The organism is Citrobacter sp. S-77 (assembly GCF_963864895.1).
Classification (GTDB): Bacteria; Pseudomonadota; Gammaproteobacteria; order Enterobacterales; family Enterobacteriaceae; genus Citrobacter; species Citrobacter murliniae.
Window position 1 is genome coordinate 2,574,806 of record NZ_CAWLWU010000002.1, and the last position, 26,854, is coordinate 2,601,659.

General features: G+C 47.7%; 25 protein-coding genes, 2 pseudogenes and 1 riboswitch. Of the genes and pseudogenes, 20 read left to right on the forward strand and 7 right to left on the reverse strand.

Features of this window, described 5'->3' with window-relative positions:
* Positions 1-3 precede the first annotated feature (3 nt).
* The 4 genes from sirB2 to hemA are packed head-to-tail and all read right to left on the reverse strand — an operon-like array spanning position 4 to position 3,606.
* Positions 4-396 (reverse strand): invasion regulator SirB2, encoded by a 393-nt coding sequence (sirB2, locus tag AACS05_RS12825; protein WP_045443673.1) that lies wholly within the window; start codon positions 394-396, stop codon positions 4-6.
* Positions 393-1,226, reverse strand: a complete 834-nt coding sequence (prmC, locus tag AACS05_RS12830; RefSeq protein WP_045443676.1) for a peptide chain release factor N(5)-glutamine methyltransferase — start codon at positions 1,224-1,226, stop codon at positions 393-395. The genes sirB2 and prmC overlap by 4 nt, the downstream gene beginning before the upstream one ends.
* The gene (gene prfA / locus AACS05_RS12835) at positions 1,226-2,308 is read right to left on the reverse strand and encodes a peptide chain release factor 1 (RefSeq protein WP_045443679.1); all 1,083 of its coding nucleotides are present in this window, start codon (positions 2,306-2,308) and stop codon (positions 1,226-1,228) included. The genes prmC and prfA overlap by 1 nt, the downstream gene beginning before the upstream one ends.
* A gap of 41 nt (positions 2,309-2,349) precedes the next feature.
* Positions 2,350-3,606, reverse strand: coding sequence for a glutamyl-tRNA reductase (gene hemA, locus AACS05_RS12840; protein WP_045443682.1), 1,257 nt, complete (start codon positions 3,604-3,606; stop codon positions 2,350-2,352).
* Positions 3,607-3,911: 305 nt separating this feature from the next.
* Between hemA and lolB the strand changes: the two genes are divergently transcribed.
* The 12 genes from lolB to AACS05_RS12900 all read left to right on the forward strand — a co-directional run bounded on the left by lolB (position 3,912) and on the right by AACS05_RS12900 (position 15,711).
* Positions 3,912-4,535, forward strand: coding sequence for a lipoprotein insertase outer membrane protein LolB (gene lolB, locus AACS05_RS12845; protein WP_045443685.1), 624 nt, complete (start codon positions 3,912-3,914; stop codon positions 4,533-4,535).
* Complete coding sequence (ispE, locus tag AACS05_RS12850) at positions 4,532-5,383, forward strand: 4-(cytidine 5'-diphospho)-2-C-methyl-D-erythritol kinase (RefSeq protein WP_045443688.1); 852 nt, start codon at positions 4,532-4,534, stop codon at positions 5,381-5,383. Before lolB ends, ispE begins: the two co-directional genes overlap by 4 nt.
* Positions 5,384-5,645: 262 nt before the next feature.
* Positions 5,646-6,593 (forward strand): ribose-phosphate diphosphokinase, encoded by a 948-nt coding sequence (gene prs / locus AACS05_RS12855; protein WP_001518537.1) that lies wholly within the window; start codon positions 5,646-5,648, stop codon positions 6,591-6,593.
* 124 nt (positions 6,594-6,717) lie between these two features.
* The gene (gene dauA, locus AACS05_RS12860) at positions 6,718-8,397 is read left to right on the forward strand and encodes a C4-dicarboxylic acid transporter DauA (RefSeq protein ID WP_071828963.1); all 1,680 of its coding nucleotides are present in this window, start codon (positions 6,718-6,720) and stop codon (positions 8,395-8,397) included.
* 108 nt (positions 8,398-8,505) lie between these two features.
* Complete coding sequence (locus tag AACS05_RS12865; RefSeq protein ID WP_045443697.1) at positions 8,506-9,030, forward strand: GNAT family N-acetyltransferase; 525 nt, start codon at positions 8,506-8,508, stop codon at positions 9,028-9,030.
* Between the two features lie 233 nt (positions 9,031-9,263).
* A riboswitch (cobalamin riboswitch) is annotated at positions 9,264-9,491 on the forward strand.
* A gap of 196 nt (positions 9,492-9,687) precedes the next feature.
* The gene (locus AACS05_RS12870) at positions 9,688-10,740 is read left to right on the forward strand and encodes an ABC transporter substrate-binding protein (RefSeq protein WP_045443700.1); all 1,053 of its coding nucleotides are present in this window, start codon (positions 9,688-9,690) and stop codon (positions 10,738-10,740) included.
* 66 nt (positions 10,741-10,806) lie between these two features.
* On the forward strand, positions 10,807-11,871 hold the full coding sequence (locus AACS05_RS12875; protein ID WP_045443703.1) for a FecCD family ABC transporter permease: 1,065 nt from the start codon (positions 10,807-10,809) through the stop codon (positions 11,869-11,871).
* On the forward strand, positions 11,868-12,689 hold the full coding sequence (locus AACS05_RS12880) for an ABC transporter ATP-binding protein (protein ID WP_045443706.1): 822 nt from the start codon (positions 11,868-11,870) through the stop codon (positions 12,687-12,689). Before AACS05_RS12875 ends, AACS05_RS12880 begins: the two co-directional genes overlap by 4 nt.
* 17 nt (positions 12,690-12,706) lie before the next feature.
* On the forward strand, positions 12,707-13,147 hold the full coding sequence (locus AACS05_RS12885) for a pseudoazurin (RefSeq protein WP_045443709.1): 441 nt from the start codon (positions 12,707-12,709) through the stop codon (positions 13,145-13,147).
* A gap of 24 nt (positions 13,148-13,171) precedes the next feature.
* Positions 13,172-13,723 carry a ubiquinol-cytochrome c reductase iron-sulfur subunit gene (gene petA / locus AACS05_RS12890; RefSeq protein ID WP_045443712.1) on the forward strand — a complete coding sequence of 184 codons (552 nt, stop codon included), beginning with the start codon at positions 13,172-13,174 and terminating at the stop codon, positions 13,721-13,723.
* 1 nt (position 13,724) lies between these two features.
* Entirely contained in the window at positions 13,725-14,897 is a 1,173-nt protein-coding gene (locus AACS05_RS12895) for a cytochrome b N-terminal domain-containing protein (protein WP_045443715.1), read from the forward strand.
* Positions 14,898-14,901: 4 nt separating this feature from the next.
* Positions 14,902-15,711, forward strand: coding sequence for a cytochrome c1 (locus AACS05_RS12900; protein ID WP_045443718.1), 810 nt, complete (start codon positions 14,902-14,904; stop codon positions 15,709-15,711).
* A 45-nt stretch (positions 15,712-15,756) separates the two neighbouring features.
* Here the strand turns inward: AACS05_RS12900 and ychH are convergent, their stop codons facing one another.
* A complete protein-coding gene (gene ychH / locus AACS05_RS12905) occupies positions 15,757-16,035 on the reverse strand; it encodes a stress-induced protein YchH (protein ID WP_045443721.1) in 279 nt (92 codons plus the stop codon).
* Positions 16,036-16,309: 274 nt separating this feature from the next.
* On the opposite strand from ychH, the gene pth reads away from it, so the two are divergent.
* The 5 genes and pseudogenes from pth to AACS05_RS12930 all read left to right on the forward strand — a co-directional run bounded on the left by pth (position 16,310) and on the right by AACS05_RS12930 (position 22,315).
* Positions 16,310-16,894, forward strand: coding sequence for an aminoacyl-tRNA hydrolase (gene pth / locus AACS05_RS12910; RefSeq protein ID WP_016153302.1), 585 nt, complete (start codon positions 16,310-16,312; stop codon positions 16,892-16,894).
* A 115-nt stretch (positions 16,895-17,009) separates the two neighbouring features.
* Positions 17,010-18,104, forward strand: coding sequence for a redox-regulated ATPase YchF (gene ychF, locus AACS05_RS12915; RefSeq protein WP_045443727.1), 1,095 nt, complete (start codon positions 17,010-17,012; stop codon positions 18,102-18,104).
* A 166-nt stretch (positions 18,105-18,270) separates the two neighbouring features.
* Positions 18,271-18,938: pseudogene (locus tag AACS05_RS12920) on the forward strand (tyrosine-type recombinase/integrase); the annotation flags it as partial.
* Positions 18,939-19,301: 363 nt separating this feature from the next.
* Positions 19,302-20,045: a hypothetical protein gene (locus tag AACS05_RS12925; protein WP_223306998.1), complete on the forward strand. Its 744-nt coding sequence runs from the start codon at positions 19,302-19,304 to the stop codon at positions 20,043-20,045.
* Positions 20,039-22,315: a DEAD/DEAH box helicase gene (locus AACS05_RS12930; RefSeq protein WP_045443733.1), complete on the forward strand. Its 2,277-nt coding sequence runs from the start codon at positions 20,039-20,041 to the stop codon at positions 22,313-22,315. The genes AACS05_RS12925 and AACS05_RS12930 overlap by 7 nt, the downstream gene beginning before the upstream one ends.
* Positions 22,316-22,622: 307 nt before the next feature.
* Here the strand turns inward: AACS05_RS12930 and AACS05_RS12935 are convergent, their stop codons facing one another.
* Positions 22,623-23,714 carry a M91 family zinc metallopeptidase gene (locus AACS05_RS12935; protein WP_045443736.1) on the reverse strand — a complete coding sequence of 364 codons (1,092 nt, stop codon included), beginning with the start codon at positions 23,712-23,714 and terminating at the stop codon, positions 22,623-22,625.
* 52 nt (positions 23,715-23,766) lie between these two features.
* On the opposite strand from AACS05_RS12935, the pseudogene AACS05_RS12940 reads away from it, so the two are divergent.
* A pseudogene (locus tag AACS05_RS12940) lies at positions 23,767-24,093 on the forward strand (hypothetical protein); the annotation flags it as partial.
* A 274-nt stretch (positions 24,094-24,367) separates the two neighbouring features.
* Positions 24,368-25,210, forward strand: a complete 843-nt coding sequence (locus AACS05_RS12945; protein WP_045443739.1) for a hypothetical protein — start codon at positions 24,368-24,370, stop codon at positions 25,208-25,210.
* 307 nt (positions 25,211-25,517) lie between these two features.
* Here AACS05_RS12945 and AACS05_RS12950 read toward each other — a convergent pair whose 3' ends face one another.
* A complete protein-coding gene (locus AACS05_RS12950; RefSeq protein ID WP_045443742.1) occupies positions 25,518-26,075 on the reverse strand; it encodes a nucleotidyltransferase family protein in 558 nt (185 codons plus the stop codon).
* Between the two features lie 581 nt (positions 26,076-26,656).
* On the opposite strand from AACS05_RS12950, the gene AACS05_RS12955 reads away from it, so the two are divergent.
* The gene (locus tag AACS05_RS12955) at positions 26,657-26,833 is read left to right on the forward strand and encodes a hypothetical protein (RefSeq protein WP_156184442.1); all 177 of its coding nucleotides are present in this window, start codon (positions 26,657-26,659) and stop codon (positions 26,831-26,833) included.
* Positions 26,834-26,854: the final 21 nt, after the last annotated feature.

Below are 26,854 nucleotides of genomic sequence, written 5' to 3' on the forward strand. Positions count from 1 at the left end.
GACTTACCCCAGTAACGGTATTTTTGTGGTGGCGAGTTTAATGATGATGTACAGCACCACCAGCGCCAGCGGAAAAGCGATTAATCGCGCCTGCTGGCTGCGCGCCCGACGATAATCGAGCGCAATAAAACCCAAAACGATGTAAATGATAACCCCAAACAGCTTTTCAGTCAGCCATGTCCCCTGCCCGGTGAATGGCAGGATGTGCGTTTTAACGATCAACGCCACGCCGCTAAGTAATAAAACGGTATCAATGATCGGTGGCACAATACGCGACCAGCGCGCAGATGCAAGGCGTCCGTCGGTATAACGCCACCAGAAACGTAACGTTAACAGACCGACAGAAAGCGCGATGCTGATAAGATGAATGCTAAGTAGCACGCTGAATGTAGTCATAATGCGGTGTGTCCGAACGTAATTCGTTCGTTGCCGCCATAGTCGCGACAGGTTTCAACAGCCTGGTAACCCGCGCGAAGAAAAGCATCGCGCACTGCCTGCCCCTGCTGCCAGCCATGTTCCAGTAACAGGTAACCACCGGGAATTAATACGCTGCGCGACTGGTCGATGATATGCACAATATCTGCAAGACCATGATCGCCCGCCACCAGTGCTGATAACGGCTCAAAGCGCACATCGCCTTGCGCCAGGTGCGGGTCCTGCTCATCGATATACGGCGGATTGCTGACAATCATGTCAAACTGTTCCCCCTGCAGGGCGCTAAACCAGTTGCTTTGCAATACGCGAACATTACTGACGGTCAGGTGCTGTGCGTTACGCGTCGCCAGATCAACAGCATCTGGCATGCGGTCAACTGCAGTTACCGCGCAATCCGGGCGCTCGGTAGCCAACGCCAGCGCAATTGCCCCCGTGCCGGTCCCCAAATCAAGAATACGACACGGCGAGGCTGGTAGACGCGCCAACGCCTGTTCAACCAGACATTCGGTATCCGGGCGCGGTATTAGCGTTGCCGGAGAAACAAACAGCGGCAGCGACCAGAACTCGCGAATACCGGTCAAGTGTGCCACAGGCTCTCCCCGCTGGCGGCGCGCCACCAGAGAGTCCAGCTGTTCACGCTGCGCCCCGGTTAATTCCGTTTCGCCAAATGCCAGAATAAAAGTCCGCCCCTTGCCAGTGACATGCTCGAGTATGATCTCGGCGTCACGGCGCGGGCTTTCGCTGTCCTGTAATTGGCTTATCGCCTCACGCAGCCAGTGCTGATAGTCCATTAATCCTGCTCGGACAATGCCGCCAGTTGGTCGGCTTGATATTCCTGGACAATTGGCTCAATGAGCATGTCCAGCTTACCTTCCATCGCTTCGTCCAGACGGTAAAGCGTCAGATTGATGCGATGGTCTGTCACGCGCCCCTGCGGGAAGTTATAGGTGCGGTTACGATCGCTGCGATCGCCGCTACCCAAGAGGTTACGACGCTCAGAAGCTTCTGCCTGCTGACGTCTTGCCACTTCGGCTGCACGAATACGCGCCCCCAGCACCGACATCGCTTTCGCTTTGTTTTTATGCTGCGAACGTTCGTCCTGGCACTCCACCACAATACCGGTCGGCAAGTGGGTAATACGGATTGCCGAGTCGGTGGTGTTAACGTGCTGACCACCCGCCCCCGATGAACGGAAGGTGTCAATACGCAAATCGGCCGGGTTGATGTCCGGCAGTTCGGCCTCTGGCAGTTCCGGCATCACCGCTACCGTACAGGCGGAGGTATGAATACGCCCCTGCGATTCCGTGGCCGGTACGCGCTGTACACGGTGACCACCAGACTCGAACTTCAGACGACCATACACACCGTCGCCGCTCACCTTGGCAATAATTTCTTTGTAACCGCCATGTTCACCTTCATTGGCGCTCATGATCTCGACGCGCCAACGGCGTGATTCAGCGTAACGGCTGTACATACGGAACAGATCGCCGGCAAACAGTGCGGCCTCATCGCCGCCGGTACCCGCGCGAACTTCCAGGAACGCGTTGCGTTCATCATCCGGATCTTTTGGCAGCAGCAGAACCTGCAGATGCTGTTCCAGCTGTTCACATTTTTCTTTTGCTTCGCGCAGTTCATCCTGCGCCATCTCACGCATTTCAGGATCGTCGAGCATCATCTGTGCCGTTTCGATATCATCCTGAACCTGTTGCCAGTCCGTAAAACAGCGAGATACATCGCTTAATTGGGCATATTCGCGCGACAATGCACGAAAGCGTTCCTGGTCTGCGATAGTTCCCGCATCGCCGAGCAGCGCCTGAACTTCTTCATGGCGTTCATGCAGGGCTTCCAGTTTGGCAACGATAGAAGGCTTCATAGGCGTAAATGCACCCTGTAAAAAATGAGATTGGTGTGCTGCTACTCCAGCCCGAGGCTGTCGCGCAGAATATTCAGGCGTTCACTATCCCCGTCACGGGCAGCCTGTTGAAGTGATTTGGTTGGTGCATGGATCAGGCGGTTAGTCAGTTTCCAGGCCAGATCCTGCATAATAGCTTGCGCATCACCGCCCTGTTCAAGAGCAGCCAACGCTTTGGCGGTCAGTTCATCACGAACCTGTTCTGACTGACTGCGGTATTCGCGGATGGTTTCACTTGCGCTCTGGGCGCGCAGCCAGGCCATAAACTCGCTGGTTTCCTGCTCAACGATCGTCTCAGCCTCCACTGCCGCCGCTTTGCGCTGCGCCAGGTTATGCGAAATGATACTTTGCAGGTCGTCAACGCTATACAGGTAGGCGTTAGACAGTTTGCCAACTTCTGGTTCAACATCGCGCGGTACAGCGATATCGACCAGCAGCATCGGCTGATTGCGGCGATTTTTAAGCGCGCGTTCCACCATTCCTTTACCGATAATCGGTAGTGGGCTGGCTGTGGAACTAATAATGATATCGGCGTCCTGCAAACGCTCGTCGATTTCACTCAGTGAGATCACCTCGGCACCGACCTCATCTGCCAGAACCTGTGCGCGTTCACGCGTGCGGTTGGCAATAATCATCTTCTTCACTTTGTGTTCACGCAGATGACGCGCCACCAGCTCGATGGTTTCACCTGCGCCGACCAACAGCACGGTCACCGTGGAAAGAGATTCAAATATCTGACGCGCCAGTGTACAGGCGGCAAAAGCAACGGATACCGCGCTGGCGCCGATATCGGTTTCAGTTCGAACGCGCTTGGCAACCGAGAAGGATTTCTGGAACATGCGTTCCAGCGCACTGGCATTCAAGTGACCTTTTTGCGAATCCGCAAACGCTTTTTTCACTTGACCCAGTATTTGTGGCTCACCGAGCACCAGCGAATCCAGGCCGCTGGCAACACGCATCAAATGGCTGACGGCGTCGTTGTCCTGGTGCCAGTAAAGGCTGCTGCGCAGATCGTCTTCATTCAGATTATGGTATTCGCACAACCAACGAATCAGCGCCTCTTGCAGGTTATCCTGCTCCTCGACGCTGAGGTAAAGCTCCGTACGGTTACACGTCGACAGCACCACCCCGCCCTGCACCATTGGCTGCGCAAGCAGGCTGTCCAGCGCCTGATCGAGCGTGTCCGGCGAAAACGTTACGCGTTCTCGCAGCGATACAGGTGCCGTTTTATGGTTAATACCAAGCGCTAAAAGGGTCATGTGTGCGGGAATAGTACCAGCGTTGATAAGGTTAGACTGGGGGCATCATACAGGATGCGTGCGGTCAATAAAAGAGACAGCCCCCTTTTGGAGTAATAGCTTACGGTTTAAATTAAGATAACGTGAACGTAGACGATATACCCGCTCGGCGCTAGCATTAAGGGTTATAACTGCAACCGATGGCAAGATTTTGCCGGATGGCTAAAAATTAGCCTTATCCGGCCTACGGGTTGAGTTTGTAGGCCTGATGAGTCGTAGCGCCATCAGGCAATTATTGCACCGTACTACAAGGATTTGTCATCATTATGACCCTGCCTGATTTTCGCTTGATCCGCCTGCTGCCGCTGGCAAGTCTGGTCCTCACCGCCTGTACGCTCAACGCGCCGAAAGGTCCTGGCAAAAGCCCCGACTCCCCAGAATGGCGTCAACACCAGCAGGAAGTGCGCGCACTACATCAGTATCAGACGCGCGGCGCGTTTGCCTACATTTCCGACCAGCAGAAAGTCTATGCCCGCTTTTTCTGGCAGCAAACCGGTCAGGATCGCTATCGTCTTTTGTTGACTAACCCACTGGGCAGCACCGAACTGGAGCTGAATGCCCAGCCAGGCAATGTAGAGCTTGTCGATAACAAAGGTAAGCATTACACCGCTGACGACGCCGAAGAGATGATCGGTAAATTGACCGGAATGCCAATTCCTTTAAACAGTCTGCGTCAGTGGATCCTCGGTCTGCCTGGCGAGGCTACTGATTACAAACTCGATGAGAAATACCGTCTGAGTGAAGTGAACTACAGTCAGGACGGTAAGAACTGGAAAGTGGTCTATAGCAGCTATGACAGTAAAACGCAGCCCGCTATGCCCGCTAATATGGAACTGTCGGACGGCGCTCAACGCATTAAGTTGAAAATGGATAACTGGATTGTGAAATGATGACCCACTGGCCCTCCCCGGCAAAGCTGAATCTGTTTTTGTACATTACTGGACAACGTGCAGATGGTTACCACACGCTACAGACGCTGTTCCAGTTTCTCGATTATGGTGACGACATCACTATCGATGTGCGTAGCGACGGTGAAATTCACCTGCTAACCGCAGTTGAAGGCGTGGAGCATGAAGATAACCTAATCGTTCGCGCAGCACGTTTACTGATGAAAACCGCCGCTGGGAGTGGGCGCCTGCCCACAGGAAGCGGCGCTGACATCAGTATTAAGAAACGTCTGCCGATGGGCGGCGGTCTTGGAGGTGGCTCATCGAATGCCGCTACCGTGCTGGTTGCGCTAAATCATCTTTGGGGTTGTGGGCTGTCACAAGATGAGCTGGCGGCGATTGGATTAACGTTAGGCGCCGACGTACCGGTATTCGTGCGCGGACAAGCCGCTTTCGCCGAAGGTGTAGGCGAAGTCCTTACACCGGTTAATCCCCCCGAAAAATGGTATCTGGTCGCCCATCCTGGCGTCAGCATTCCAACACCGGTTATTTTTAAAGATCCGCAACTGCCGCGCAACACGCCAAAAAGGTCAATAGAAACGTTACTAAAATGTGAATTCAGCAATGATTGCGAGGTTATCGCAAGAAAACGTTTTCGCGAGGTTGATGCAGCGCTTTCCTGGCTGTTAGAATACGCGCCGTCGCGCCTGACTGGTACAGGGGCTTGTGTCTTTGCTGAATTTGACACAGAGTCCCGTGCTCGCCAGGTGCTTGAGCAAGCCCCGGAATGGCTCCAAGGCTTTGTGGCGAAAGGTGTCAACCTCTCCCCATTGCACAGAGCGTTACTTTAAATCATTCGGGTTTCAGGAAAATGGTAAGATGGCGAATCCCCGGAAGCATACAAAATGTGACGGTGTGAATCATTGATGCCAGGAGACATGAAACGTGAATGACGATGAGTAAGCCGGGCAAGCTGAGTTGCGGTGACAACGTCACCCTGTTCCAGACGTTGCATCGCGCTCTTTAATACACCGCCTGGAGAGGATACTGCCTGGCCCGCACAGTTTTCGGCAGATTCTTTCCACCAATGGACGCATGCCTGAGGTTCTTCTCGTGCCTGATATGAAGCTTTTTGCTGGTAACGCCACCCCGGAACTAGCACAACGTATTGCCAACCGCCTGTACACTTCACTCGGCGACGCCGCTGTAGGTCGCTTTAGCGACGGCGAAGTCAGCGTACAAATTAATGAAAATGTACGCGGTGGTGATATTTTCATCATCCAGTCCACTTGTGCCCCTACTAACGACAACCTGATGGAATTGGTCGTTATGGTCGATGCTCTGCGCCGTGCTTCCGCAGGCCGTATCACCGCCGTTATTCCTTACTTCGGCTATGCACGTCAGGATCGTCGCGTACGTTCCGCTCGTGTACCGATTACCGCAAAAGTCGTCGCGGACTTCCTGTCCAGCGTTGGCGTTGACCGCGTCCTCACCGTTGACCTGCATGCTGAACAGATCCAGGGCTTCTTTGATGTACCGGTTGATAACGTATTCGGTAGCCCAATTCTGTTAGAAGACATGCTGCAGCTGAATCTGGACAACCCAATTGTGGTTTCTCCGGACATCGGTGGCGTCGTGCGTGCCCGTGCTATCGCTAAGCTGCTGAACGATACCGATATGGCTATCATCGATAAACGTCGCCCACGTGCGAACGTTTCTCAGGTGATGCACATCATTGGTGACGTAGCAGGTCGTGACTGCGTGCTGGTTGATGATATGATCGATACCGGCGGTACGCTGTGCAAAGCAGCAGAAGCGCTGAAAGAACGTGGTGCAAAACGCGTATTCGCTTACGCTACCCACCCGATCTTCTCAGGCAATGCGGCAAACAACCTGCGCAACTCTGTGATTGATGAAGTCGTTGTCTGTGACACCATTCCACTGACTGATGAAATCAAAGCACTGCCGAACGTGCGTACGTTGACCCTGTCGGGTATGCTGGCCGAAGCGATTCGTCGTATCAGCAACGAAGAATCCATCTCTGCTATGTTCGAGCATTAATCGAGCCCGGCTCAAAAACCCGCTGCGGCGGGTTTTTTTATCTGCAACATTTATTTGTATGACTTATGCCTCCTTCACCTGCCATTTAGTTGACAGATGATGCGCTCATGGATGAAACATTATTGTGAACAGATTATTTTCCTCACATGTGATGCCTTTCCGCGCTCTCATCGACGCTTGCTGGAAAGAAAAATATACCGTCTCACGCTTTACCCGTGATTTGATCGCCGGGATAACCGTTGGGATCATTGCTATCCCGCTGGCGATGGCACTGGCAATTGGCAGCGGCGTTGCGCCACAGTACGGCTTGTATACCTCAGCCGTTGCTGGGATTGTTATTGCCCTCACCGGGGGGTCACGCTTTAGCGTTTCTGGTCCGACCGCCGCCTTCGTGGTGATCCTGTATCCGGTATCGCAGCAGTTCGGATTGGCAGGCCTGTTGGTTGCCACGCTCATGTCCGGGATATTTCTGATCCTTTTCGGCCTCGCCCGCTTTGGTCGCCTGATCGAATATATCCCCGTGTCTGTCACCTTAGGTTTTACGTCCGGTATTGGTATCACCATCGGTACCATGCAGATTAAAGACTTTCTTGGTCTGCAAATGGCTCATGTACCGGAGCACTACCTGCAAAAGGTAGGTGCACTGTTTATGGCATTACCGACCATCAACCTCGGCGATGCCGCTATTGGTGTGGTCACGCTTGGGATCCTGATTTTCTGGCCTCGTCTGGGGATCCGTCTGCCAGGCCATCTTCCTGCACTGCTGGCCGGTTGTGCGGTGATGGGCATTGTTAACCTGATGGGCGGCCATGTGGCGACCATCGGTTCTCAGTTCCACTATATTCTGGCTGACGGTTCCCAGGGTAACGGTATCCCACAACTGTTGCCGCAACTGGTATTGCCGTGGAACCTGCCAGATTCAGACTTCACGCTAAGCTGGAGTTCATTACAGGCACTGTTACCCGCGGCTTTCTCTATGGCGATGCTGGGGGCAATTGAATCCCTGTTGTGCGCCGTGGTGCTCGACGGTATGACCGGAACCAAACACAAAGCCAACAGTGAACTGATTGGTCAGGGTCTGGGGAATATTGTCGCACCGTTCTTTGGCGGCATAACGGCTACCGCTGCTATTGCCCGCTCTGCGGCTAACGTCCGTGCCGGGGCAACCTCACCAGTTTCCGCAGTCATCCACGCAATTCTTGTGATCCTCGCTCTGCTGGTGTTAGCGCCGTTGCTCTCCTGGTTACCCCTCTCGGCAATGGCTGCACTGCTGTTGATGGTGGCGTGGAACATGAGCGAAGCCCATAAAGTGGTGGATCTGCTGCGCCACGCACCGAAAGACGACATCATCGTCATGCTGATGTGTATGTCGCTGACAGTTCTGTTCGATATGGTGGTCGCCATCAGCGTCGGTATCGTTCTTGCCTCCCTGTTGTTTATGCGCCGTATTGCCCGCATGACACGTCTGGCACCAGTGAACGTAGTTGTACCGGATGATGTGCTGGTACTGCGCGTGATTGGCCCACTGTTCTTTGCCGCAGCTGAGGGACTATTTACCGATCTCGAGTCTCGTATTGAAGGCAAACGCATTGTGGTGCTGAAATGGGACGCTGTACCGGTACTGGATGCTGGTGGCCTTGACGCCTTCCAGCGTTTTGTAAAACGTCTTCCGGAAGGCTGTGAATTACGCATCAGCAATCTGGAATTCCAGCCGCTGCGCACGATGGCGCGCGCGGGCATCCAACCGATCCCGGGCCGTCTGGCATTCTTCCCGAACCGCGACGCAGCGTTGGCGGATATTTAATGTTCATCTGCTACCGGCATGCTCTTGCCTGCCGGTAACACTTCTCTTCTGTAAACACGTCTGAGTTGTTATCATCATCTCTCCTGCTCTCTGACGATACCTGTAGCCATGAAATCTGACTCTACATTTGTCTATCGCGAAATCACCGAGACTGATATTCCAGCCGTGCAATCGTTTATTATCCGGCATCTGAATCTCTATTTTAATGCCAACAGGCCACTCCCCGACTCAAGTCAGGATGTGTTAGCGTTACGTTCACAATACATTCACCAGCCACGAAATCTGTTGATCGGCGTATGGGATGAACAACAACAGCTTATCGCCACGCTGGCGGTATGCCAGTACGATGACAGAATATCGACATTACGTGGGCGTTATAATTTATCTACAACCGCTGAGATTTGTCGTTGTTACGTTGAACAAAATTATCGTCGCCAGGGAATAGGCGGTCAGTTAGTTTCATTGGCAGAACAATTTTGCCTGCGTCAACAATATAAAACACTCTACCTGCACACCCATCATTTTTTACCTGGCGGTTATCCGTTTTGGCTACGCCATCATTTCACCGAGTTTTTAGATGAAGGTGGAGAACAACAAATTGTGCATATGGAGAAATATGCTATCGGAATGTGACATTGTGCAAATAATTAAATAATTGTGCATCCGCACTATTAATTCCGGTCATTTTTATCGCAGCAAAATTAATTGATCAGAATCAAATAATTCTCATTTAATTTATCTGATATTCACCATCAACATAGAACACACTAAAAAATATTCTCATAACACTATGTTTTTAAAGGAATTAACAATAGCAAAACAAATACCCCTACTTATTCAAGCGGTTGACGCGATAATTGGATGCCGATACATTCGCCGATGACAGTATTTCAGAATGTACTTATTATTTTGAAACGGAATATGGTGCGGATTATTTCAATCTTATGCCATAGCTGCCCCCGCAACTGTAAGCGGATACAGAATATCTTCGTATGGTAATAAATCACCATAGGTCACTGTAAAGATTTATTTATGGGAAGGCCGATATTCTGATTGCCGCGAGCCAGGAGACCTACTGTCAAGGTTGTATACATTGAGTGGACGGGATGGTCCATGGGGTGATTTATTTGACGAACTAATGATCGTGATTCCTGACCTGGTAGACGAGAATATACTTTTTTTTCATATTATCTTGTCTGTACATCATGATTCGATGTCATCTATCGTCATGCGCCTGTCCCGAAATTATATACCAGACGATCAGATTCTGGCATGAAAGGGACAATTATAATGCACGTTGACATTACCTCTTCTTATTCCAAACTTTCACTTCTGGCCTTGACTGGCGCCGCACTTTTCCTGGCCAGTAATATGGCTTCTGCGGCCAAAACAGAATATCCACTGACTATCAAAAACTGTGGCCGGGATATTACTTTTAATAAAGCTCCCCAGCGAGCTACCACCGTAGGGCAAAATAGCACTGAAATACTCTATTCTCTGGGTCTGGCCGATCGTGTTGTCGGAACGTCACTCTGGTTCGGTCCCGTCCCGGAACAGTACAAGGCGGTGAATGATAAAATTGCGGTCATTGCACAGAACATCCCGAGCTTTGAAGGGATTATTGCTAAAAAGCCAGATTTAGTAGCCAGCCAGTTTGAATGGCAAATTGGCCCTGCCGGTACGGTCGCGTCCTACGAACAATTCAGCGAATTGAAAGTTCCGGTTTATACCGCTCCCGCCGATTGTGCCAAAGATAACGAAGACGGCGGAGATGGTGTACGTAAGGGGATGTTTGATATCGCCATGGTTTACCAGGAAGTCGCAGATCTGGCAAAAATTTTCGATGTTCAGGACAAAGGTGATGAACTGATTGCCAGCCTCAAAGCACGTGAGGCTGCGGCAAAATCCAAAATTACCGGTATGGACAACAACGTTTCCGCCGTCTTTTGGTTCTCCAGCGCCGATCTGCAACTTGACCCGTATGTCGCAGGAAAATTTGGCCCCGCCGCGTGGATCGCCCAATCACTTGGGGTGAAAAACGTCATTGATTCCGCCGAAGAGTGGCCAACTGTAGGCTGGGAGACCATCGCCAAAGCGGATCCATCGGTTATCGTTCTGGGCGAAATGGGACGTCGCCGTTTCCCAGCTGATGACTGGAAAGTCAAAATGGAATACCTCAAGTCTGATCCTGTCACCAGCCTGATCCCGGCGGTTAAAGAAAACCACCTGCCAGTGATCGACGTGCAAACCATGAATGCCGGGATAAGAACTATCGATGGTCTTGAGAAACTCGCTGATGCGCTGGTGCAGTACGGCCTGGCACATCCAAAAGCCACTCATTAATCCTCGTCGCGCGTTATGCCTTTTGCAGGCATAACGCCCTTTTGTACTCAGGGCAGCCGTAAAATAATGAGTGAATTACGCAGGACGCGCCAGGCCATTCGTCAATTAACAAACCGGGCAGTGCTACACAGCCTGTGGGTCAGTGTGGTGATGTGTGGCGTTCTTCTGGCAGGGATCTCCATCGGTGAAACATTTATTCCGTGGCAGCACGTTATCCATACGCTGGCAAACCGACTGTTTGACACCCAGTATATGGTGGACGCGTTGGATGCCGGGATTATCTGGAACTACCGTCTGACTCGCGCGCTGGTTTCCGCCTGTTGCGGCGCATGTCTGGCGGTTTCCGGGGTAGTGTTACAGTCACTGCTACGTAATGCGCTGGCCGAACCCTATCTGCTGGGGATTTCCGCCGGAGCGTCAACCGGAGCCGTGCTCATTGCATTAACCGGACTGGGTGCAGGGATCGTCAGCATGTCTCTCGGCGCATTTATCGGCGCCTTGACGGCGTTTTTGTTTGTCGCACTGTTGGCGATGGCTGCGCGGGGAAAACACGGTTCCGCCACCACGCAAATCATTCTCGCCGGGATTGCCAGCTCACAGTTGTTCAATGCCATCACTTCACTGATTATCACCCGCTCAGCCAATGCCGAGCAGGCTCGCGGCATTATGTTCTGGCTACTGGGCAACCTTAGCGGCGTTCGCTGGCCAGATGTGGTTCTGGCTATCCCAACTGCGCTGGTCGGCATAATTATCTGCTTTTGCTACGCCCGCCATCTTGATGCATTTTCCTTTGGCGCTGAATCGGCCGCATCGCTGGGTATTCCGGTTAAACGCACCCGCGTCGTACTGATTACCGCAGTGACGGGAATGACGGCCATTATGGTATCGATTGTAGGCGCTATTGGTTTTGTCGGGCTGGTCATTCCTCATGCCGCCCGTTTACTGGTGGGAAACCAGCATCACCGCTTATTGCCCGTAAGCGCCTTTATTGGCGCTATTTTTCTCATCGTGGCGGATGTCATCTCCCGAACCCTGCTTCCAGGGCAAGTGTTGCCAATCGGCGTGATCACCGCCCTGGTCGGCGCTCCCGCATTTTCACTCATATTGATACGAGGGAATCCGAGCAAATGACCGTTAACCCATGCTTTACATCACCTCTACGCAGAGCGAATGCGGCTAATCATGTGGTTTGCGCGCAAAATCTGCACTGGGAAGTGAAAGGCAAGGCAATTGTAAATGATGTCTCTTTTCAGGTTTCTCCCGGGGAGTTTGTTGGGATTATCGGCCCCAATGGTTCCGGGAAAACATCACTGATTTCGCTTCTGGCCGGTTTACTGAAACCCTCCGCAGGCAAGGTTTTGCTGAACAACAAAGACGTTCACCGCTATTCGCGGCGCCATTTGGCGCAAAAAGTGGCTCTTGTTGAACAACAGGCAGAAACCAGCGAGCGTCTTACCGCCATTCAGGCCGTTTCTCTTGGCCGCACACCATTTCTAAGCCTGTTGTCGCCATGGTCGCCTTCTGACGATGAGATTGTGCAAGCGATGCTGGAAAAAGTCTCCATGCAAAACGTACAGCATCGCTGCTGGCATACATTCTCCGGGGGCGAACGCCAGCGCCTGCATATAGCCAGGGCGTTGGCGCAACAACCCCAGGTACTGCTGATGGATGAGCCGACAAATCATCTCGATATCCAACATCAGATTGGCCTGCTCAACCTTGTCAAACGCGAGAAACTTACCGTTATTGCTGCCCTGCACGACCTGAATCATGCCGCAATGTTCTGCGATCGCATCATGGTGATGAAAGCCGGACAACTGGCGATGCAGGGCAATCCTTCTGCAGTGTTCACCCGAGAAAACCTTAACTGCTGGTTTGGCATCGATGCAATTGTCGAACGTCCACCTGATGGGGCGAGCTGCTTCATCCGCTACCAACGACCAGCGTAAATACCAAAGGAACTGATATGAAATGTATTAAGCAAAGTCTGCAAATCCTGTGCCTGTTAGCCTTCACCTCCACGGCTTTTGCACAAACGCATGAAGTGCTGATGAAAAACCGAGGTGCTGGTGGGCCAATGGTCTACGAGCCGGACTATCTGGCGATCCAACCGGGCGATAGCGTGAAGTTTATCCGCAAACATAAGAGCCACAATGCAGCCTCGATTGCCGAACTCTCACCCGCAGGCTATCCCGGTTTCATTGGCAAAATCGATGAAGAGATTGAAGTCAAATACGACAACGCAGGCTTCTACGGCATCAAATGCTCACCCCACTATGCCCAGGGCATGATCATGCTGATCAAAGTCGGTGACGCCGTATTGCCCGACAACTACCGCGCGTTTAAAGCACCGGGCCTTGCGGATAAACGCTTTCAGGATATTTATACCCGCATCGATAAACAGTAACGCCACGATAAAGGGAGAATACTGGTGGTGGATAAAAAACCCGATAGTGAAACGATCCAGACCGGGCGACGTGACTGCCTGTGCAAACTGACAAAATTTGTCGGCGTGGCGGGTGTCACCGCCGCCGCCTGGCCGCTCATCTCAGCACTGGGTCCGGATGATAAAACCGAGGCAGAAAATGAGCCAATTGATGTCTCTCTTGCAGGCGTAGCAGCAGGCCAGACAGTGAAGCGTATCTGGCAGGGAAAACTGATCCTCATTCACCACCGAACTCCGCAAGAGATTGCAGCGGCGCAACAGGCAGATAATCGATTACTGCTGGCTCCTCAGGCAGATAGCGAACGGGTTACAGCGGCACATCCACAGTGGCTGGTTATACAGGGCTACTGCCCTCATGCAGGGTGTGTTCCTAACGCCAACCCCAGTGGCCAGGGATGGATCTGTCCGTGTCATGGTTCAGAGTTTGATACCTCCGGACGTGTGACGCGCGGTCCAGCCACTGCGAATCTGGCAATCCCGGACTATACCTTGTCTGCCGATGGTCTGAGCGTACGTATTGGTGCAAAGGATGCCTGATATGAGCACTTCTGATATAACGACGTCATGGCGCAACTTTCAGTTTCGCCTTCCGCTTCCCCGCTCCGTTTCCGGGCTGTGGGTATTTGCTATCGGTTTGATATTGCTGGTGATGCTGGGTGTCCAAATCCTGTCGGGCATTGTACTGGCAATGTTCTACGTACCTACGGCGGAGTCCGCATTTGATTCCATTATTCATATTATGCGTTCAGTCAGGCACGGTGAACTGGTGCGCAACATGCATGCAACTGGCGCTTCACTCTTTTTCTTTGCCTGTTATTTGCATATTTTCCGCGCGATGTATTACAACGTTTACCGCAAACCCTATCTGAAGATGTGGACCATCAGCGTGACGTTATATGTGCTGCTGATGATCACTGCTTTTCTGGGCTATAGCCTTATTTGGGGGCAAAAAAGCTACTGGGCAGCCACGGTTATTACCAGTTTTGCCCGGGCAATTCCGTTTATCGGGGATTCGCTGTATACCTATTTAGTCGGTGGATATGCGCCCGGTACACCAACACTTGGGCGTTTTTATGTGCTTCACTTTATTATTCCATTCGCGATTGTCGCGGTGACGATATGGCATGTACGCACCGTTCAGTCGGCTTTTGCCCATGCGATGAAGAAAACATTTTCCGCACAAGAGTCTCAACGGCTGCTGTTTGATTTTCGCGTCACCGAGAGCGATGCCATTAAACTCACTCTCTTTTTAATGTTGTTTACCTGGTTTCTCTTCTTCGCGCCCCATTATCTCAGCAGCGCCGATAACTTTATTCCCGCCGACCCGACAGTCACGCCGGCCATCGTCGCACCGGAATGGTACTTTCTGCCCTTCTTCTCTATTTTGCGCTGCTTTCCCAATGAGCTGGCGGGTATTACTGCGATGTGCGCCTCGGTACTGATTTTCTATTTTCTCCCCTGGCTGGATACGTCACGTGCGCGGTTTCGCAACTATAGCAAGCTGGTTAAAGTCAGCTTCTGGATTTGGGTAGGCAACGCCTTCTTTTTAGGCTGGCTGGGATCAAAAGCGCTGGTTGGTCCGGATTTAGTTGATGGGTTTAATCATGACGAGGGCTGGATCCGTGCAGCATCTCAGCTTTCAACGCTGGTCTATTTCGCATGGTTTCTGATTGTTCTGCCGTGTCGACGCTTACTGGAAAAACAGGACTGACATTATGGGCCGATTTTTAACGTACACCACCCTCAGTCTGGGTCTGTTCTTCAGCAACGTACTCAGTGCGCAGCAACCGCCACCGCAGACGTGGTCTTTTAGCGGTGCGAACGGCAAATACGACACAGAGCAGTTACGACGCGGTCTGCAGGTTTACGAAGAAAAATGTCGGGCCTGCCACAGCATGAAATATCTGACGTTCCGAACGCTGACCAAACCGGGAGGGCCGGAGCTGAGTCAGGCTGAAGCTAAAACAATGGCGAGCGGTTACGTCTTTGCAACCGTGGAGGACGACGGGCAACCCGGCGAACGGGATGGCAATCTGAATGATGTCTTTGCTTCCCCTTATCTCAATGAGCAGGAAGCCAAATACCTCAACAATGGCGCGCTGCCGGTAGATTTGAGCTATATCGTTCGGGCACGAACCTACGATCGCGGATTTCCACAATTTTTACTGGATGCGTTTATTCCTTATTCCGAACAAGGGGCTGATTATATTTATGCATTGCTGACGGGGTATGTTCCCGATGATCCTGAGATGAAGGCTAACCGGTATTTCCCGGGCGGGATTATCAATATGCCAAAACCACTGACAGACGGTGAGGTAATCTGGGCTACGCAAACACACATACCCCAAACGGAAGAACAGTACGCACGCGATGTCACCGCATTTCTGGCGTGGGTAGCCGATCCGCAGCTGGAGTCGAGAAAGCATCAGGGAATGTATGCTATGGGATATCTGGCGGTTGTTTTGGCGCTAGTCGTGTTATTACAGCGCATCCGTTCCCGCTCGCGCAGAAACAAGGCGAACTAACAACCAGTCAGCATAAAGCTGACTGGTCTACAATAACGTCACCGCTTAGCTGTGGCGTTGGCTGTTATTCCGGCGACAGCGTTTGTCGTAATGACGAACCCACCAGTAGCGGTCGCTGATTTGTTCATGCCCACCGACGCGGGCCCCCGCCAGCCAGAGAACACCACCAACAAAAATACTGAGCACAGCACCATGTGCGAAAAACTGTGGCAGATTAAATTGCGGCAACTGATTTAAAATAGAATAGCCAACACCGACAACCATCACCACCAACCCTAAAGCCATGAGCACGTTACCGAGTAACGAAGCATTTTTGCGTTTCATGTGTCACCTCCGGAACTTTGGGTTGCTACAGGGAATACCCCTAATCCTTATGTGTAAAGTATAGACAACACTGCCGTTTGCATGTGCGGGAGCGATCACAATTACAAACACCAATGCAACAAAACTTTACAAATAAGCTACTGAACAACCTCATTTTCTAATAGTCCATTTGGGCAATTATTCAGATTTTGCAGTTACGCACGCAGTTTTTTGTCAAGCGCACCGACAGACAGTAAACTACACGCCGGTTATAGACACACTCAGGACAAAATACGTGACGATTAAATTGATTGTCGGCCTGGCGAACCCCGGCGCAGAGTATGCGGCAACGCGACATAATGCAGGCGCATGGTACGTCGATCTACTGGCAGAGAGATTACGAGCCCCCCTGCGCGATGAGCCGAAATTCTTCGGTTACACCTCCAGAGTGACGCTCGAAGGTGAAGATGTCCGTTTGCTGGTGCCGACCACATTTATGAATCTGAGCGGCAAGGCCGTCGGCGCGATGGCCAGTTTTTATCGCATTAACCCCGATGAAATTTTAGTCGCCCACGACGAATTGGATCTGCCCCCGGGCGTCGCAAAATTTAAGCTTGGCGGTGGTCATGGTGGGCACAATGGCCTGAAGGACATCATCAGCAAGTTAGGCAATAACCCGAACTTTCATCGTTTACGCGTCGGAATTGGCCATCCTGGCGATAAAAACAAAGTTGTCGGCTTTGTTTTAGGTAAACCGCCTGTTTCAGAACAGAAGTTAATTGATGAAGCTATTGACGAAGCGGCTCGTTGTACCGAGATTTTATTCAAAGATGGCCTGACGAAAGCAACGAGCCGCTTACATACCTTTAAAGCTCAATAAGCAGTGATGTGCGGCATTTTTCTCGCGTGCTGTGTATAATAGGCAGAGTTATTTACTTTTCTACAATCTGTTTTCTATAACAGGTTGAATATCAAAAGATTAAGGTGATTTAAACATGGGATTCAAATGCGGTATCGTCGGTTTGCCAAACGTAGGCAAATCCACCCTGTTCAACGCGCTCACAAAAGCGGGTATTGAAGCGGCAAACTTCCCGTTCTGTACTATCGAGCCGAACACCGGTATTGTTCCGATGCCCGATCCGCGTCTGGATCAACTGGCCGAAATCGTAAAACCACAGCGTATCCTGCCAACCACAATGGAATTTGTGGATATCGCGGGCCTGGTAAAAGGCGCGTCCAAAGGTGAAGGTCTGGGCAACCAGTTCCTGACCAACATCCGTGAAACCGAAGCTATCGGTCACGTAGTTCGCTGCTTCGAAAACGACAACATTATCCATGTTAATAATAAAGTGGATCCGGCTGACGATATCGACGTTATCAACACCGAACTGGCTTTATCCGACCTTGATACCTGTGAGCGCGCTATCCACCGCGTGCAGAAGAAAGCCAAAGGTGGCGACAAAGACGCTAAAGCAGAACTGGCTGCACTGGAAAAATGCCTGCCACAGCTGGAAAACGCCGGTATGTTGCGTGCACTGAAAAACCTGACTGACGAAGACAAAGCGGCTATCAAATACCTGAGCTTCCTGACCCTGAAGCCAACTATGTATATTGCCAACGTCAACGAAGATGGTTTTGAGAACAACCCATATCTCGATAAAGTTCGTGAAATCGCCGCCGCTGAAGGTTCTGTGGTCGTTGCCGTTTGTGCTGCAGTTGAATCCGATATCGCAGAACTTGACGATGCCGATCGTGACGAATTTATGGCTGAACTGGGTCTGGAAGAACCGGGCCTGAACCGCGTGATCCGTGCCGGTTACGAACTACTTAACCTGCAGACCTATTTCACCGCTGGTGTGAAAGAAGTCCGCGCATGGACAATCCCTGTTGGCGCCACCGCGCCACAGGCTGCCGGTAAAATCCATACCGACTTCGAGAAAGGCTTTATCCGCGCACAAACCATCGCATTTGAAGATTTCATCACCTACAAGGGTGAGCAAGGCGCGAAAGAAGCCGGTAAAATGCGTGCAGAAGGTAAAGATTACATCGTTAAAGATGGCGACGTAATGAACTTCCTGTTCAACGTCTAAATAAAATTTGTCGTCTCATGAGGTTTCACTGAATCTCATGAAAACCACAAAAACCTTTAAAATCCACGCAATTGCGTGGATTTTTCATTTCACAGAGTCTCAATTCATCTCGTAGCAACGCAGTCAAAAATGAGTGCGCGGATGAGTACAACATTCTTCCATCTTCATCCTTGAAATTCTTCAGGAAACAGCTAAACGGGGAGCCCCGACAGTTGCAGCGGAAGCTCGCCGCACCGTTTCATCAATTTTCGAGTTGGCAGTCGCGACGCCTGGAGCTGATAGCGATCCCGTCTGGTCTGCGCGCAAGCCCCTTCCTGCTAATAAAACACAAACAGGCATTAAACCCACAGCAAATCGGGAGATTATTGAGCTGTTTTGACAATAGTCATGGCTCGTACCAGGTTAACTATTGCATATGGTTAATGTGGTGGACACTTGCGCGTCCCGCTGAAGTTACCGAAGCAGAATGGGCAGAATCGATCTTGATAGCGCCCTGTGGACCATTCCGGCAGCGCGAATGAAAGCTTGTAGAGAACACGGTATTCCCCTGCCCTCCCAAGCTGTCAAAAAGCTCAGAACACTACAGGGATTAACCGGGCATCGGTAGCACCTTTTTCCGGGCAGGGATAATCCGCTAAGCCCAATGACATCGCACTCTCTGTGTCGGCTACTTAAAAGTCTCGGCTGGAGTGGTATCTATATACCAGAACTACAGGAAGAACACGTTTAAACGAGATGGGCTATCAACCCGACGCTATTGAGGTCCAACTTGTGCACGCTGATACCAACAATTTTCGTCGCACATACAACCATGCAACTTATCTCGATGAGTGAAAGGTTATGATGCAGGAATGGGCTGATAAGCTGGGCAAAGGGGTAGCAGGATTCGAGTAGAACTTATTGCACTTAGTAAACCTCGAGGATTGAACTCCTTCCTCAATGTCCGCTTTGTGCCAAAAGCGGAAGTTGCTAAATCAGTCTATGTTAATCAATGCGGAATAAGTAGATAAGATTGACACTAAAAAGTATGGTGATGGTTCGAATAATGTGTTTGTTATCTGGACTTTATCATTAAAATCCTCTACAAAACATGAGTGTTTTAAATTTCTAGGCTTCGTACATCTACAATCTGTACTTCTTGAAATTTCTTCATCTCCAGAGAAGTACTACAAGTTACGTAGCTATCAAGAACGTGTTATGGAAGGTATGATGCCTGAAGAACCAAAATCCATAGTTATAGACGATACTGAGTGGGGATGTATTCACTCGCAGTATCACTACCAAGATAAAGATCCTGCGATAATAACATGTATCGTAAACGTAAATAATACTGACTTGATAGCTACAGAGCTTGTGAACTCAGTGTTGAATACATCCTGGATTTCTTCTCTCGATGCTGGTACACAGCGGTCATATAAAGTTACTGCGAAAGAAACAACTGATGCATTGGTTGAAATATTCAATAAAGTTCTTGATGGTGATCCCTTAGGAGCTGAATTTGGTGAAGTTATGGTTTCCATTGGATCCTCTCGAGCATTAAGTCAGATATTACACCACATTTCCCTACCTATTGCTGAGTTATGGAAACCTCAATTAAAACAAAACGAGGGTTTTGATTTTCATACAACATGTACTGGAAATCTTATAAACTTCGGAGAAGCCAAATTTTCAGCCTCCATTAACCCACACGGAAATGCGATCCGCCAAGCACATGACTTTATCACACAAGATAAACATTTCCGTGATCGCGTTCATTTAGTAAACCTTTGTCATAAAGACGCGATCAAAAATCTCGATGAAGAAAAATATGGCATCATCGCAGCTTTCTCTATCAACTCAGATCATCCTGAAATAATAATGGATAATGCGATTAAAACCGTTATTGAAATAGAATTATTAGACCGCGTTAGTTTTATATATTTGGTTGGTGTAAAATGTTAAGCATTCAAGAAATTATCAATGACGAAGATCCAAATAAATCCATTGGACAGATATTAGATGATTTGCATAGCAAAGGACCAGTTGATAACAAGTTGGTCGAGAAGTTAACATATTATAAAGAGTTTCATGCTGAGGAATTTGCAGTTCATGAGGAAAACATAATATCTACCCTGGGATTGTTCTATAAAAATAAATCCCCTTCAAATCTCTATTCATTCATTTTAGGGACAATAGGAAACCAGTACAAAAAGCAGTACGGTGAATATCTTACTCCTGTACAGGCAAGCATTCGTGATGCTGTTGAAGAAAAACAATTCATTTCTATATCAGCGCCTACAAGTGCAGGGAAATCATTTTCAATAAAGGAATACATCAGCACACAAGATGGCGATGCTGTTATTATCGTACCATCGAGGGCATTAATAGCAGAGTACGTTGAAAACTTAAAAGGATACTTTGAACATGACAAAGATGTGATGATTAGTACGTTTGTGGATTATGTCTATACTAACAGGAATTTAAGAAGAATATTTGTTCTCACGCCAGAACGGACAAAAGATCTAACAACTTTTAGTAAAAAGCTAAATATTAATTTGTTCTTTTTTGATGAAGCTCAAGTTTCTGAAGAACAAGAGCGAGGTGTAATATTCGATGTCACCGTTAGGCGCGTACAGAAACTTTTTCCAACAGCAAAACTAATCTTTGCACATCCTTTCGTAGATAATCCCGAAGCTCAGTTCAAAAAACACAATATCGACACCCCCGAAAAATACTCTCGGAGTTATGCTCATAACACTGTAGGAAAAATTTTCATTTATGCGCATAAGAATGGCAATGACTATTATTTTTCACCATATATGAATAAGGGGCATTTGTTAAAGAAAGCTGCACCTTTTTCGGGTAGCTTTGAACAATTTGCATTTTCAGGTAATAAATCAGTCCTTATTTATGTATCAAAAGCATCTGTCTATGATGGGAAATTTATCAACAAATTCAAGAAACACACTGCTAAATTCAAAAAAATAGTAGATAAAGAAGCGCTGAAAATAATTAATAACGTCGGAGATATATTAGGCGCTAATAACCACGGCCATAGATCTGTATTGGTAGAACTATTGAATATCGGTGTAGTAATTCACCATGGTTCTGTACCTTTAGAAGTTAGATACTTAGTCGAGAAATTTATTAAAGCCGGATTTGCTAGGATTTGCTTTGCTACCAGTACGTTAGCCCAAGGCATCAACATGCCATTTGATATAGTCTGGCTTGCAAATATGAAGATGTATGGCGAGTCTGAACAGAAAAGATGTCTGGCATTTAAAAACTTAATAGGTCGCAGTGGCCGTTTATCAAAGAATAAAGAATTTGATTATGGATATGTATATACACATAATGCAGAGTTGTTATCACGCCGAGTCAAAACACCATTCAAATTAGAAGAGGAGTCAGTATTAGAGAATCCAGTTGACTCAGATAATGATAACCATGAACTCATAAAATCCATTGTTAATGGAACTTTCAATGAGGATATAAATCTTCCCGAATCCAAGATTGAAAGGTTACAGAATGATAACATATATAAAAAGATTACATTTATTTTAGATACCGTTTTCAACGAACAGTTTGGTAGTAAACTAATTGGCCCTGAGAATAGAGAAGGAAGGGATAAAGTCAAGTCTTGTTTCTTATCGTTGTATGAAACATCTTTAGGCCGAGAGTTATATGACGGTGAAAGAAATGTATTCAAATCAGCAATTGACATTATGTTTCTTGTAATGGCTGGTCGAAGTTTTAAAGAAATTGTTGGAATAAGATACAGCTACATATCAGATAGAGATGGTAATAATAATGGTATTTCAAGATTTTCCCAACCAGCTAATAAATTACCTGATAGCAATCTGATTAGGTCCTACTCTCTATTTAACTCTGTAAACTCAAGGGATGTAAGCTATGATACCGTTGTGTTTGATACTTACGACTACCTTGATACTGTAATCTCATTCTCTCTTACTGATGTTTTCGTGGGGGCATTCAAATTATATTTAGATGATACCGGCGATCAAAGAGCTGCTGTTTTCATTGATTTTCTAAGATACGGTACCATCAATAAGGCTCACATAATGTTGATGCGATATGGAATTCAGCCTGAAGATGTTCCTTTAGTTGCTCCATACTTAAAATTCATCTCCGAAGAAAGGATCGAAATTGATCCAACGTTAGAATTTGGTGATAACGAGCTTTGGAAAAAAATCAGCTGGTATCTTCCATAACAGTCCTGGAGAGTATGATAATTTATTTCATACTCTTCAAACTGCAACATAATCCCCCTCCAGAAGCGAATTTTTTACTCTCTCCGCTACTATCATGGTATTTTATCTTATAATGAACTGCCTTTCGCTATTTCTCGCGAATTTAATTTTCTCATTAGCGATATCATTCTGTAAGCATCCCACTTAACTAAACCATTCGCTTTCAGAGAATATCCAGAAAAAGGTATCCTGTAAGGCTAATGTCCGCCCTTCGCTCACATCGGACCTTAAGAAGTCGGTAAGCTTATAACGGGAACCGTTTTGGTATTTAGTAATAAAGTCTCAATTGCAGCCCATTAATGTCAGAACGAATTCGGTTCTCAGTGACAAGGTTTGGAGGGGCACTTTCATTTGACCAAGGCCCTAATCCTACGCAGATGTATTCATACAAGGGGGTTAGTTCAAAATCAGGCTGAGAACCATTCATGTTATGCCAGGCATGGATCAACTCATGTGCAAGACCAATAAAAGCAGGCCGTGCCCGTTCGCCACTCAAAGATATTTTTTGAGGATTCCATCGAACACTAGAGCTAATCCCGACTCCCCTCGGAGTATGCTCATAGAGCAACATACTTAAAATAGTTTTTGCATCCTTTGATTGCTGGGAGTTGATCTCAAATGGAGTGGGAAAGTTTGGACCTGTAGCCCAACTCTCCAGTATTGTTGCGTTGATCCAACCATCACCATGTCTAGTACTTGAGATAACTGCGTCCGAAGGTGCAACAGTATAGTCGTCATAAATAACACTGTTGTTTATTTGTTCTGCCAACCAAGCCCATTGTCCACATCTTCCCATTGCATTCATTGCTACTGCAAGATTAGTATAGTCGGAAGTAAAAGATAATTTAATAGAACTTGGGCTTTGTCCGGCATATGCGCATGAATTTGAATCGCTTTTTCCTATCACCATATACTGGTTACGAGGTGGTAAAAAGTGATTGCTGATATTATGGATTAGTATAGAACCATGTACTAAGTTATTTATCGACTCCAATGCCACTACTGTGTCAGCTAGAAAGAAAATATCATTACGCCCTTCAAAAGGAATTCTAATCCCATTAGTATTCCCAGTATTTATTTGTAGATTATATTGAGCTGTCGATATTATATTAATGCAGCCAATGCTTAGACCCAATACACGGAATGAAGCATTGTACTTAAATCTCTTTGATGGTTGAATATTAGATATTTCTCGGAATAAATTTAATAAGTTAATGCTATTTTTAGCAATATGCCATGCTTCTATAGCATTCAATATTCTAATAAGAGATGTTTGCTTCCGAAAAAAGGTAGAAGGTTCTACATGCAGATATCTGTTTTCGGCTCTTAGTGCAGTAATAAATGCATCCTTTGCTAACATAATTACTCCTGTAAAATATCATGGAATAAATTGGTCATTACAGGATTATCTCGTGTTAACAGTCTCTCCGTCAATTGCCCCTGAAATTTATCGTATTGCTCCCGGTTTTCGGGTACTGAGTATCTGCGTAAAAGCCGCACCAGTGCTGAACCCTGATGCAGGAGGCGCGGCGCTGAAAGCAGCATGTGAAGCAGTTCTTGCCAATGATCCTGAATGGGCAGAATCCCATCTGATCGCATGGGCTGAGGTTTTTCAAGAGTTTGGTGCTAAGCCCGAACGTCCCCCTTGTTCGGCTGATGCATTACGTAAGCGCGTATTACGTGACGGAACGATGCCAGCGATCGATCCTATTGTCGATCTTTATAATGCTGTTAGCCTTCTACGGGATACTTACAGTAACTCTGTGGCAAGAGTAGTCTCGGAGTTTGCTAATCAGTAGGGTGCAGGTCGATACCACAGATAGCGGATTAGTGCAATTTTTGTGGACTTTCAGAATTTTTGATTTCAGCATTGTGGAATGCTTATGAGGAATATAAGATACTAGGAAGATATATTTGAAAAGTAACCTATATTAACAACTCAAGATAATTATTTAACTGTAACGCTAAAGTGTTTTATAAAAATAAATACCACCTTAAGGATTAAGTCATATAATGAAAACCAAGAAAACAAATAAACATATTAAAAAAAGCGATTACTTTCACAATGGAAAGCCAATTCATCGGAAATCATATTGCGCCTTTTTGGATGTTCTTGGATTTTCAGCGAGAACAAGTGCAAGTTATATAAATGGCACCGAAGATACTTTACTAGCTGAATTTCACCATATACTCACCGAAAGTCTTTCCTCGCTTGAGGAAGATACTGATGAGTCAATGCTTTACTTTAAATCATTTACAGACAACGTAGTGCTTGCGCATCCTGATTTTAGCAGTGAAATGGAATCAGAATTTGGACTCATTCTCTATCCGATCCGAGAATATCAGTTCAAAATGGCGCTTAATGGGTTCTTTATTCGTGGTGGACTTGCCGTAGGACAACTATTCATGGATAAAAATAGTGTCTATGGTGCCGCATTGCTGGAGTCATATCGCCTAGAAAGTAACGTGGCTGTTAACCCTATTGTAGTGTTGTGTGATGACACCATGAAGCTGGTAGACGAACATCTTAAATACTACGCTAAAGGTGTAGCCCCACAACTGAGAGATGTGTTGAAAGGACCAGATGGTCGTTATTTTATAAATTACCTCATGGAGTGCATTATTGATGGCATGTATGGGCAACATCTAGATACGAATTCTTTAATCCTTCACAAGCAGCAGATTGAGAAAGCATTAAAAAATTATGCTACTATACCAACCGTTTTTTCTAAATTTGCTTGGCTCGCCTCATATCATAATTATTTTTGCGATATGATTTCCAAACATCCAGAATATGACGACACCATGAAGATATCTTCAAATCTTTCTAAATTTCAGTTTCAAACTATTCAATGATAATCCCAAAAGTATAGTGGAAAGCATCAAATGACGGATTATCGTTTGGTATGAAATTATATATATTGGTGCGGCTATATCAGTCAATTATTCAATAGGAAATTAATTTATTAGTATGGGCGTCTTTCGTAAAAGCACGCCCTCAATCGTAAGATGCATAGTGGATGGTTCTACTCCGCATTGATCGACACACGGCTATGCTTGAAATCTCCGTTGGAGGTTGGGTTGCCAACTTCCGCTCCTCGCTCACATCGGACTGTCAATCATACAATCGAACTGCAATAGCCGGGATATCTGCGTATAGAGGTTATAAGGAAACGATGAGCTGTAATCTGGGATAACGTTCCAACCATTGCTTTGTAGTGACCCGTTGTTTGAAAGAGTCCAACTTTTCACGTTCAAATGCAGGAGTCGGTCGTAAACGCAGTTCAAATAAGTCAGAAAGTCCATAAGGCGCAGTGATATCGAGACCTTCCTTCCCCAATCTGACAGCCACGGCCGTAGCTGTTTCAGGCCAGTGCAGTAAAGCATTTCCTGTTGAGGTATAGGGATGATCACCATTACGTTGATGCATTCTGGCTTGATTCTTCACTGACCAGTATAACGAAGGTAATTGTTGCCTAAGCCTGTCTTCAAGGAAGCGATCATGGTCTGGGCTACAGTGCTCACAGTCAAACCAGACGACATCTACATCACCAGAAATTGGACTTAGCCCATATCCATGTAAGTGATCCCAAACAGCGTCTCGTACAAATCCTGCGCCGATCCAACCATCATTGAGTTCCAGTGCTCGAACTGCATATAGGATTTTCATTCTTACAGGGTCATCTGACAATATTTTCTGCAATGACGTTTGGTATTCCATTCGTATCCCCCTGTTGGAAACAATAACCCACTGGTGGAAATATTATCAGCATCCTCCTGTCCATGTCCGCTCCTCGCTGTGAGTTCAACGGGTCGATGCAACGCTATCCTTAATCAAGGGGGACGTTGCCATGAAACGAAGAACTCGGATTAACTACACGTCAGAGCAGAAGGCGATTATCTGGGACAGACATAAACAAGCCTGCATTACTACGGACTGACGCTATTAGACCTTCTATTTTTCCTCCATATGGTGCCGGGATTAAGACCGGTATGGCATTTCATTGCACGGGGGAATGTCTGTTGAGATTCGTAACCCTATTGAACAGCAATATCAATGACAGATGCTCCTTTCTTAATCAGATCAATTTCAGCATGGTCCAGACGGACAATTTTGATATATCAGTGAAGAGTCATAGCTGTGTACTGTTTGAATAACCACTGAAGATAGATGCCAGAGCAAAAAGCCAGCCCTTCTTGCAGCGATTTCAGTATCCCTATTTTTGGCTGAGCTGCGATTTATCCAGCAAATAAGTTTAGTGGTAACCTCCCGTTGGTATCCGTTGTCATATGGCATGCTGTTTGCCAGAACTCAAGCAAAGTACCGTTGCACTCGCACACTTTGAAATCCCTCTGGAAACCGCACGCGACGGACTACGAAAAGCGAAGGGTTTGGGCAATACAACGTTTCTCAACCCGGCACCGACTCGCAATTTACGCGGCATCGCCCTGAGTGCCGTTGATAATCTGACGACATAGCTACCGACGATCAGGCTGTTA

Bases quoted from the DNA above. Each gene is read 5' to 3' on its own strand.
- AACS05_RS12865 (WP_045443697.1), top strand. From the start codon at position 8,506: ATGAAATCTGACTCTACATTTGTCTATCGCGAAATCACCGAGACTGAT.
- AACS05_RS12935 (WP_045443736.1), bottom strand. From the start codon at position 23,714: ATGTTAGCAAAGGATGCATTTATTACTGCACTAAGAGCCGAAAACAGA.
- AACS05_RS12895 (WP_045443715.1), top strand. From the start codon at position 13,725: ATGAGCACTTCTGATATAACGACGTCATGGCGCAACTTTCAGTTTCGC.
- AACS05_RS12880 (WP_045443706.1), top strand. From the start codon at position 11,868: ATGACCGTTAACCCATGCTTTACATCACCTCTACGCAGAGCGAATGCG.
- ychH (WP_045443721.1), bottom strand. From the start codon at position 16,035: ATGAAACGCAAAAATGCTTCGTTACTCGGTAACGTGCTCATGGCTTTA.
- AACS05_RS12870 (WP_045443700.1), top strand. From the start codon at position 9,688: ATGCACGTTGACATTACCTCTTCTTATTCCAAACTTTCACTTCTGGCC.
- AACS05_RS12945 (WP_045443739.1), top strand. From the start codon at position 24,368: ATGAAAACCAAGAAAACAAATAAACATATTAAAAAAAGCGATTACTTT.
- AACS05_RS12930 (WP_045443733.1), top strand. From the start codon at position 20,039: ATGTTAAGCATTCAAGAAATTATCAATGACGAAGATCCAAATAAATCC.
- AACS05_RS12925 (WP_223306998.1), top strand. From the start codon at position 19,302: ATGGAAGGTATGATGCCTGAAGAACCAAAATCCATAGTTATAGACGAT.
- ispE (WP_045443688.1), top strand. From the start codon at position 4,532: ATGATGACCCACTGGCCCTCCCCGGCAAAGCTGAATCTGTTTTTGTAC.
- prfA (WP_045443679.1), bottom strand. From the start codon at position 2,308: ATGAAGCCTTCTATCGTTGCCAAACTGGAAGCCCTGCATGAACGCCAT.
- prmC (WP_045443676.1), bottom strand. From the start codon at position 1,226: ATGGACTATCAGCACTGGCTGCGTGAGGCGATAAGCCAATTACAGGAC.
- ychF (WP_045443727.1), top strand. From the start codon at position 17,010: ATGGGATTCAAATGCGGTATCGTCGGTTTGCCAAACGTAGGCAAATCC.
- lolB (WP_045443685.1), top strand. From the start codon at position 3,912: ATGACCCTGCCTGATTTTCGCTTGATCCGCCTGCTGCCGCTGGCAAGT.
- sirB2 (WP_045443673.1), bottom strand. From the start codon at position 396: ATGACTACATTCAGCGTGCTACTTAGCATTCATCTTATCAGCATCGCG.
- AACS05_RS12900 (WP_045443718.1), top strand. From the start codon at position 14,902: ATGGGCCGATTTTTAACGTACACCACCCTCAGTCTGGGTCTGTTCTTC.
- AACS05_RS12875 (WP_045443703.1), top strand. From the start codon at position 10,807: ATGAGTGAATTACGCAGGACGCGCCAGGCCATTCGTCAATTAACAAAC.
- AACS05_RS12885 (WP_045443709.1), top strand. From the start codon at position 12,707: ATGAAATGTATTAAGCAAAGTCTGCAAATCCTGTGCCTGTTAGCCTTC.
- AACS05_RS12950 (WP_045443742.1), bottom strand. From the start codon at position 26,075: ATGGAATACCAAACGTCATTGCAGAAAATATTGTCAGATGACCCTGTA.
- hemA (WP_045443682.1), bottom strand. From the start codon at position 3,606: ATGACCCTTTTAGCGCTTGGTATTAACCATAAAACGGCACCTGTATCG.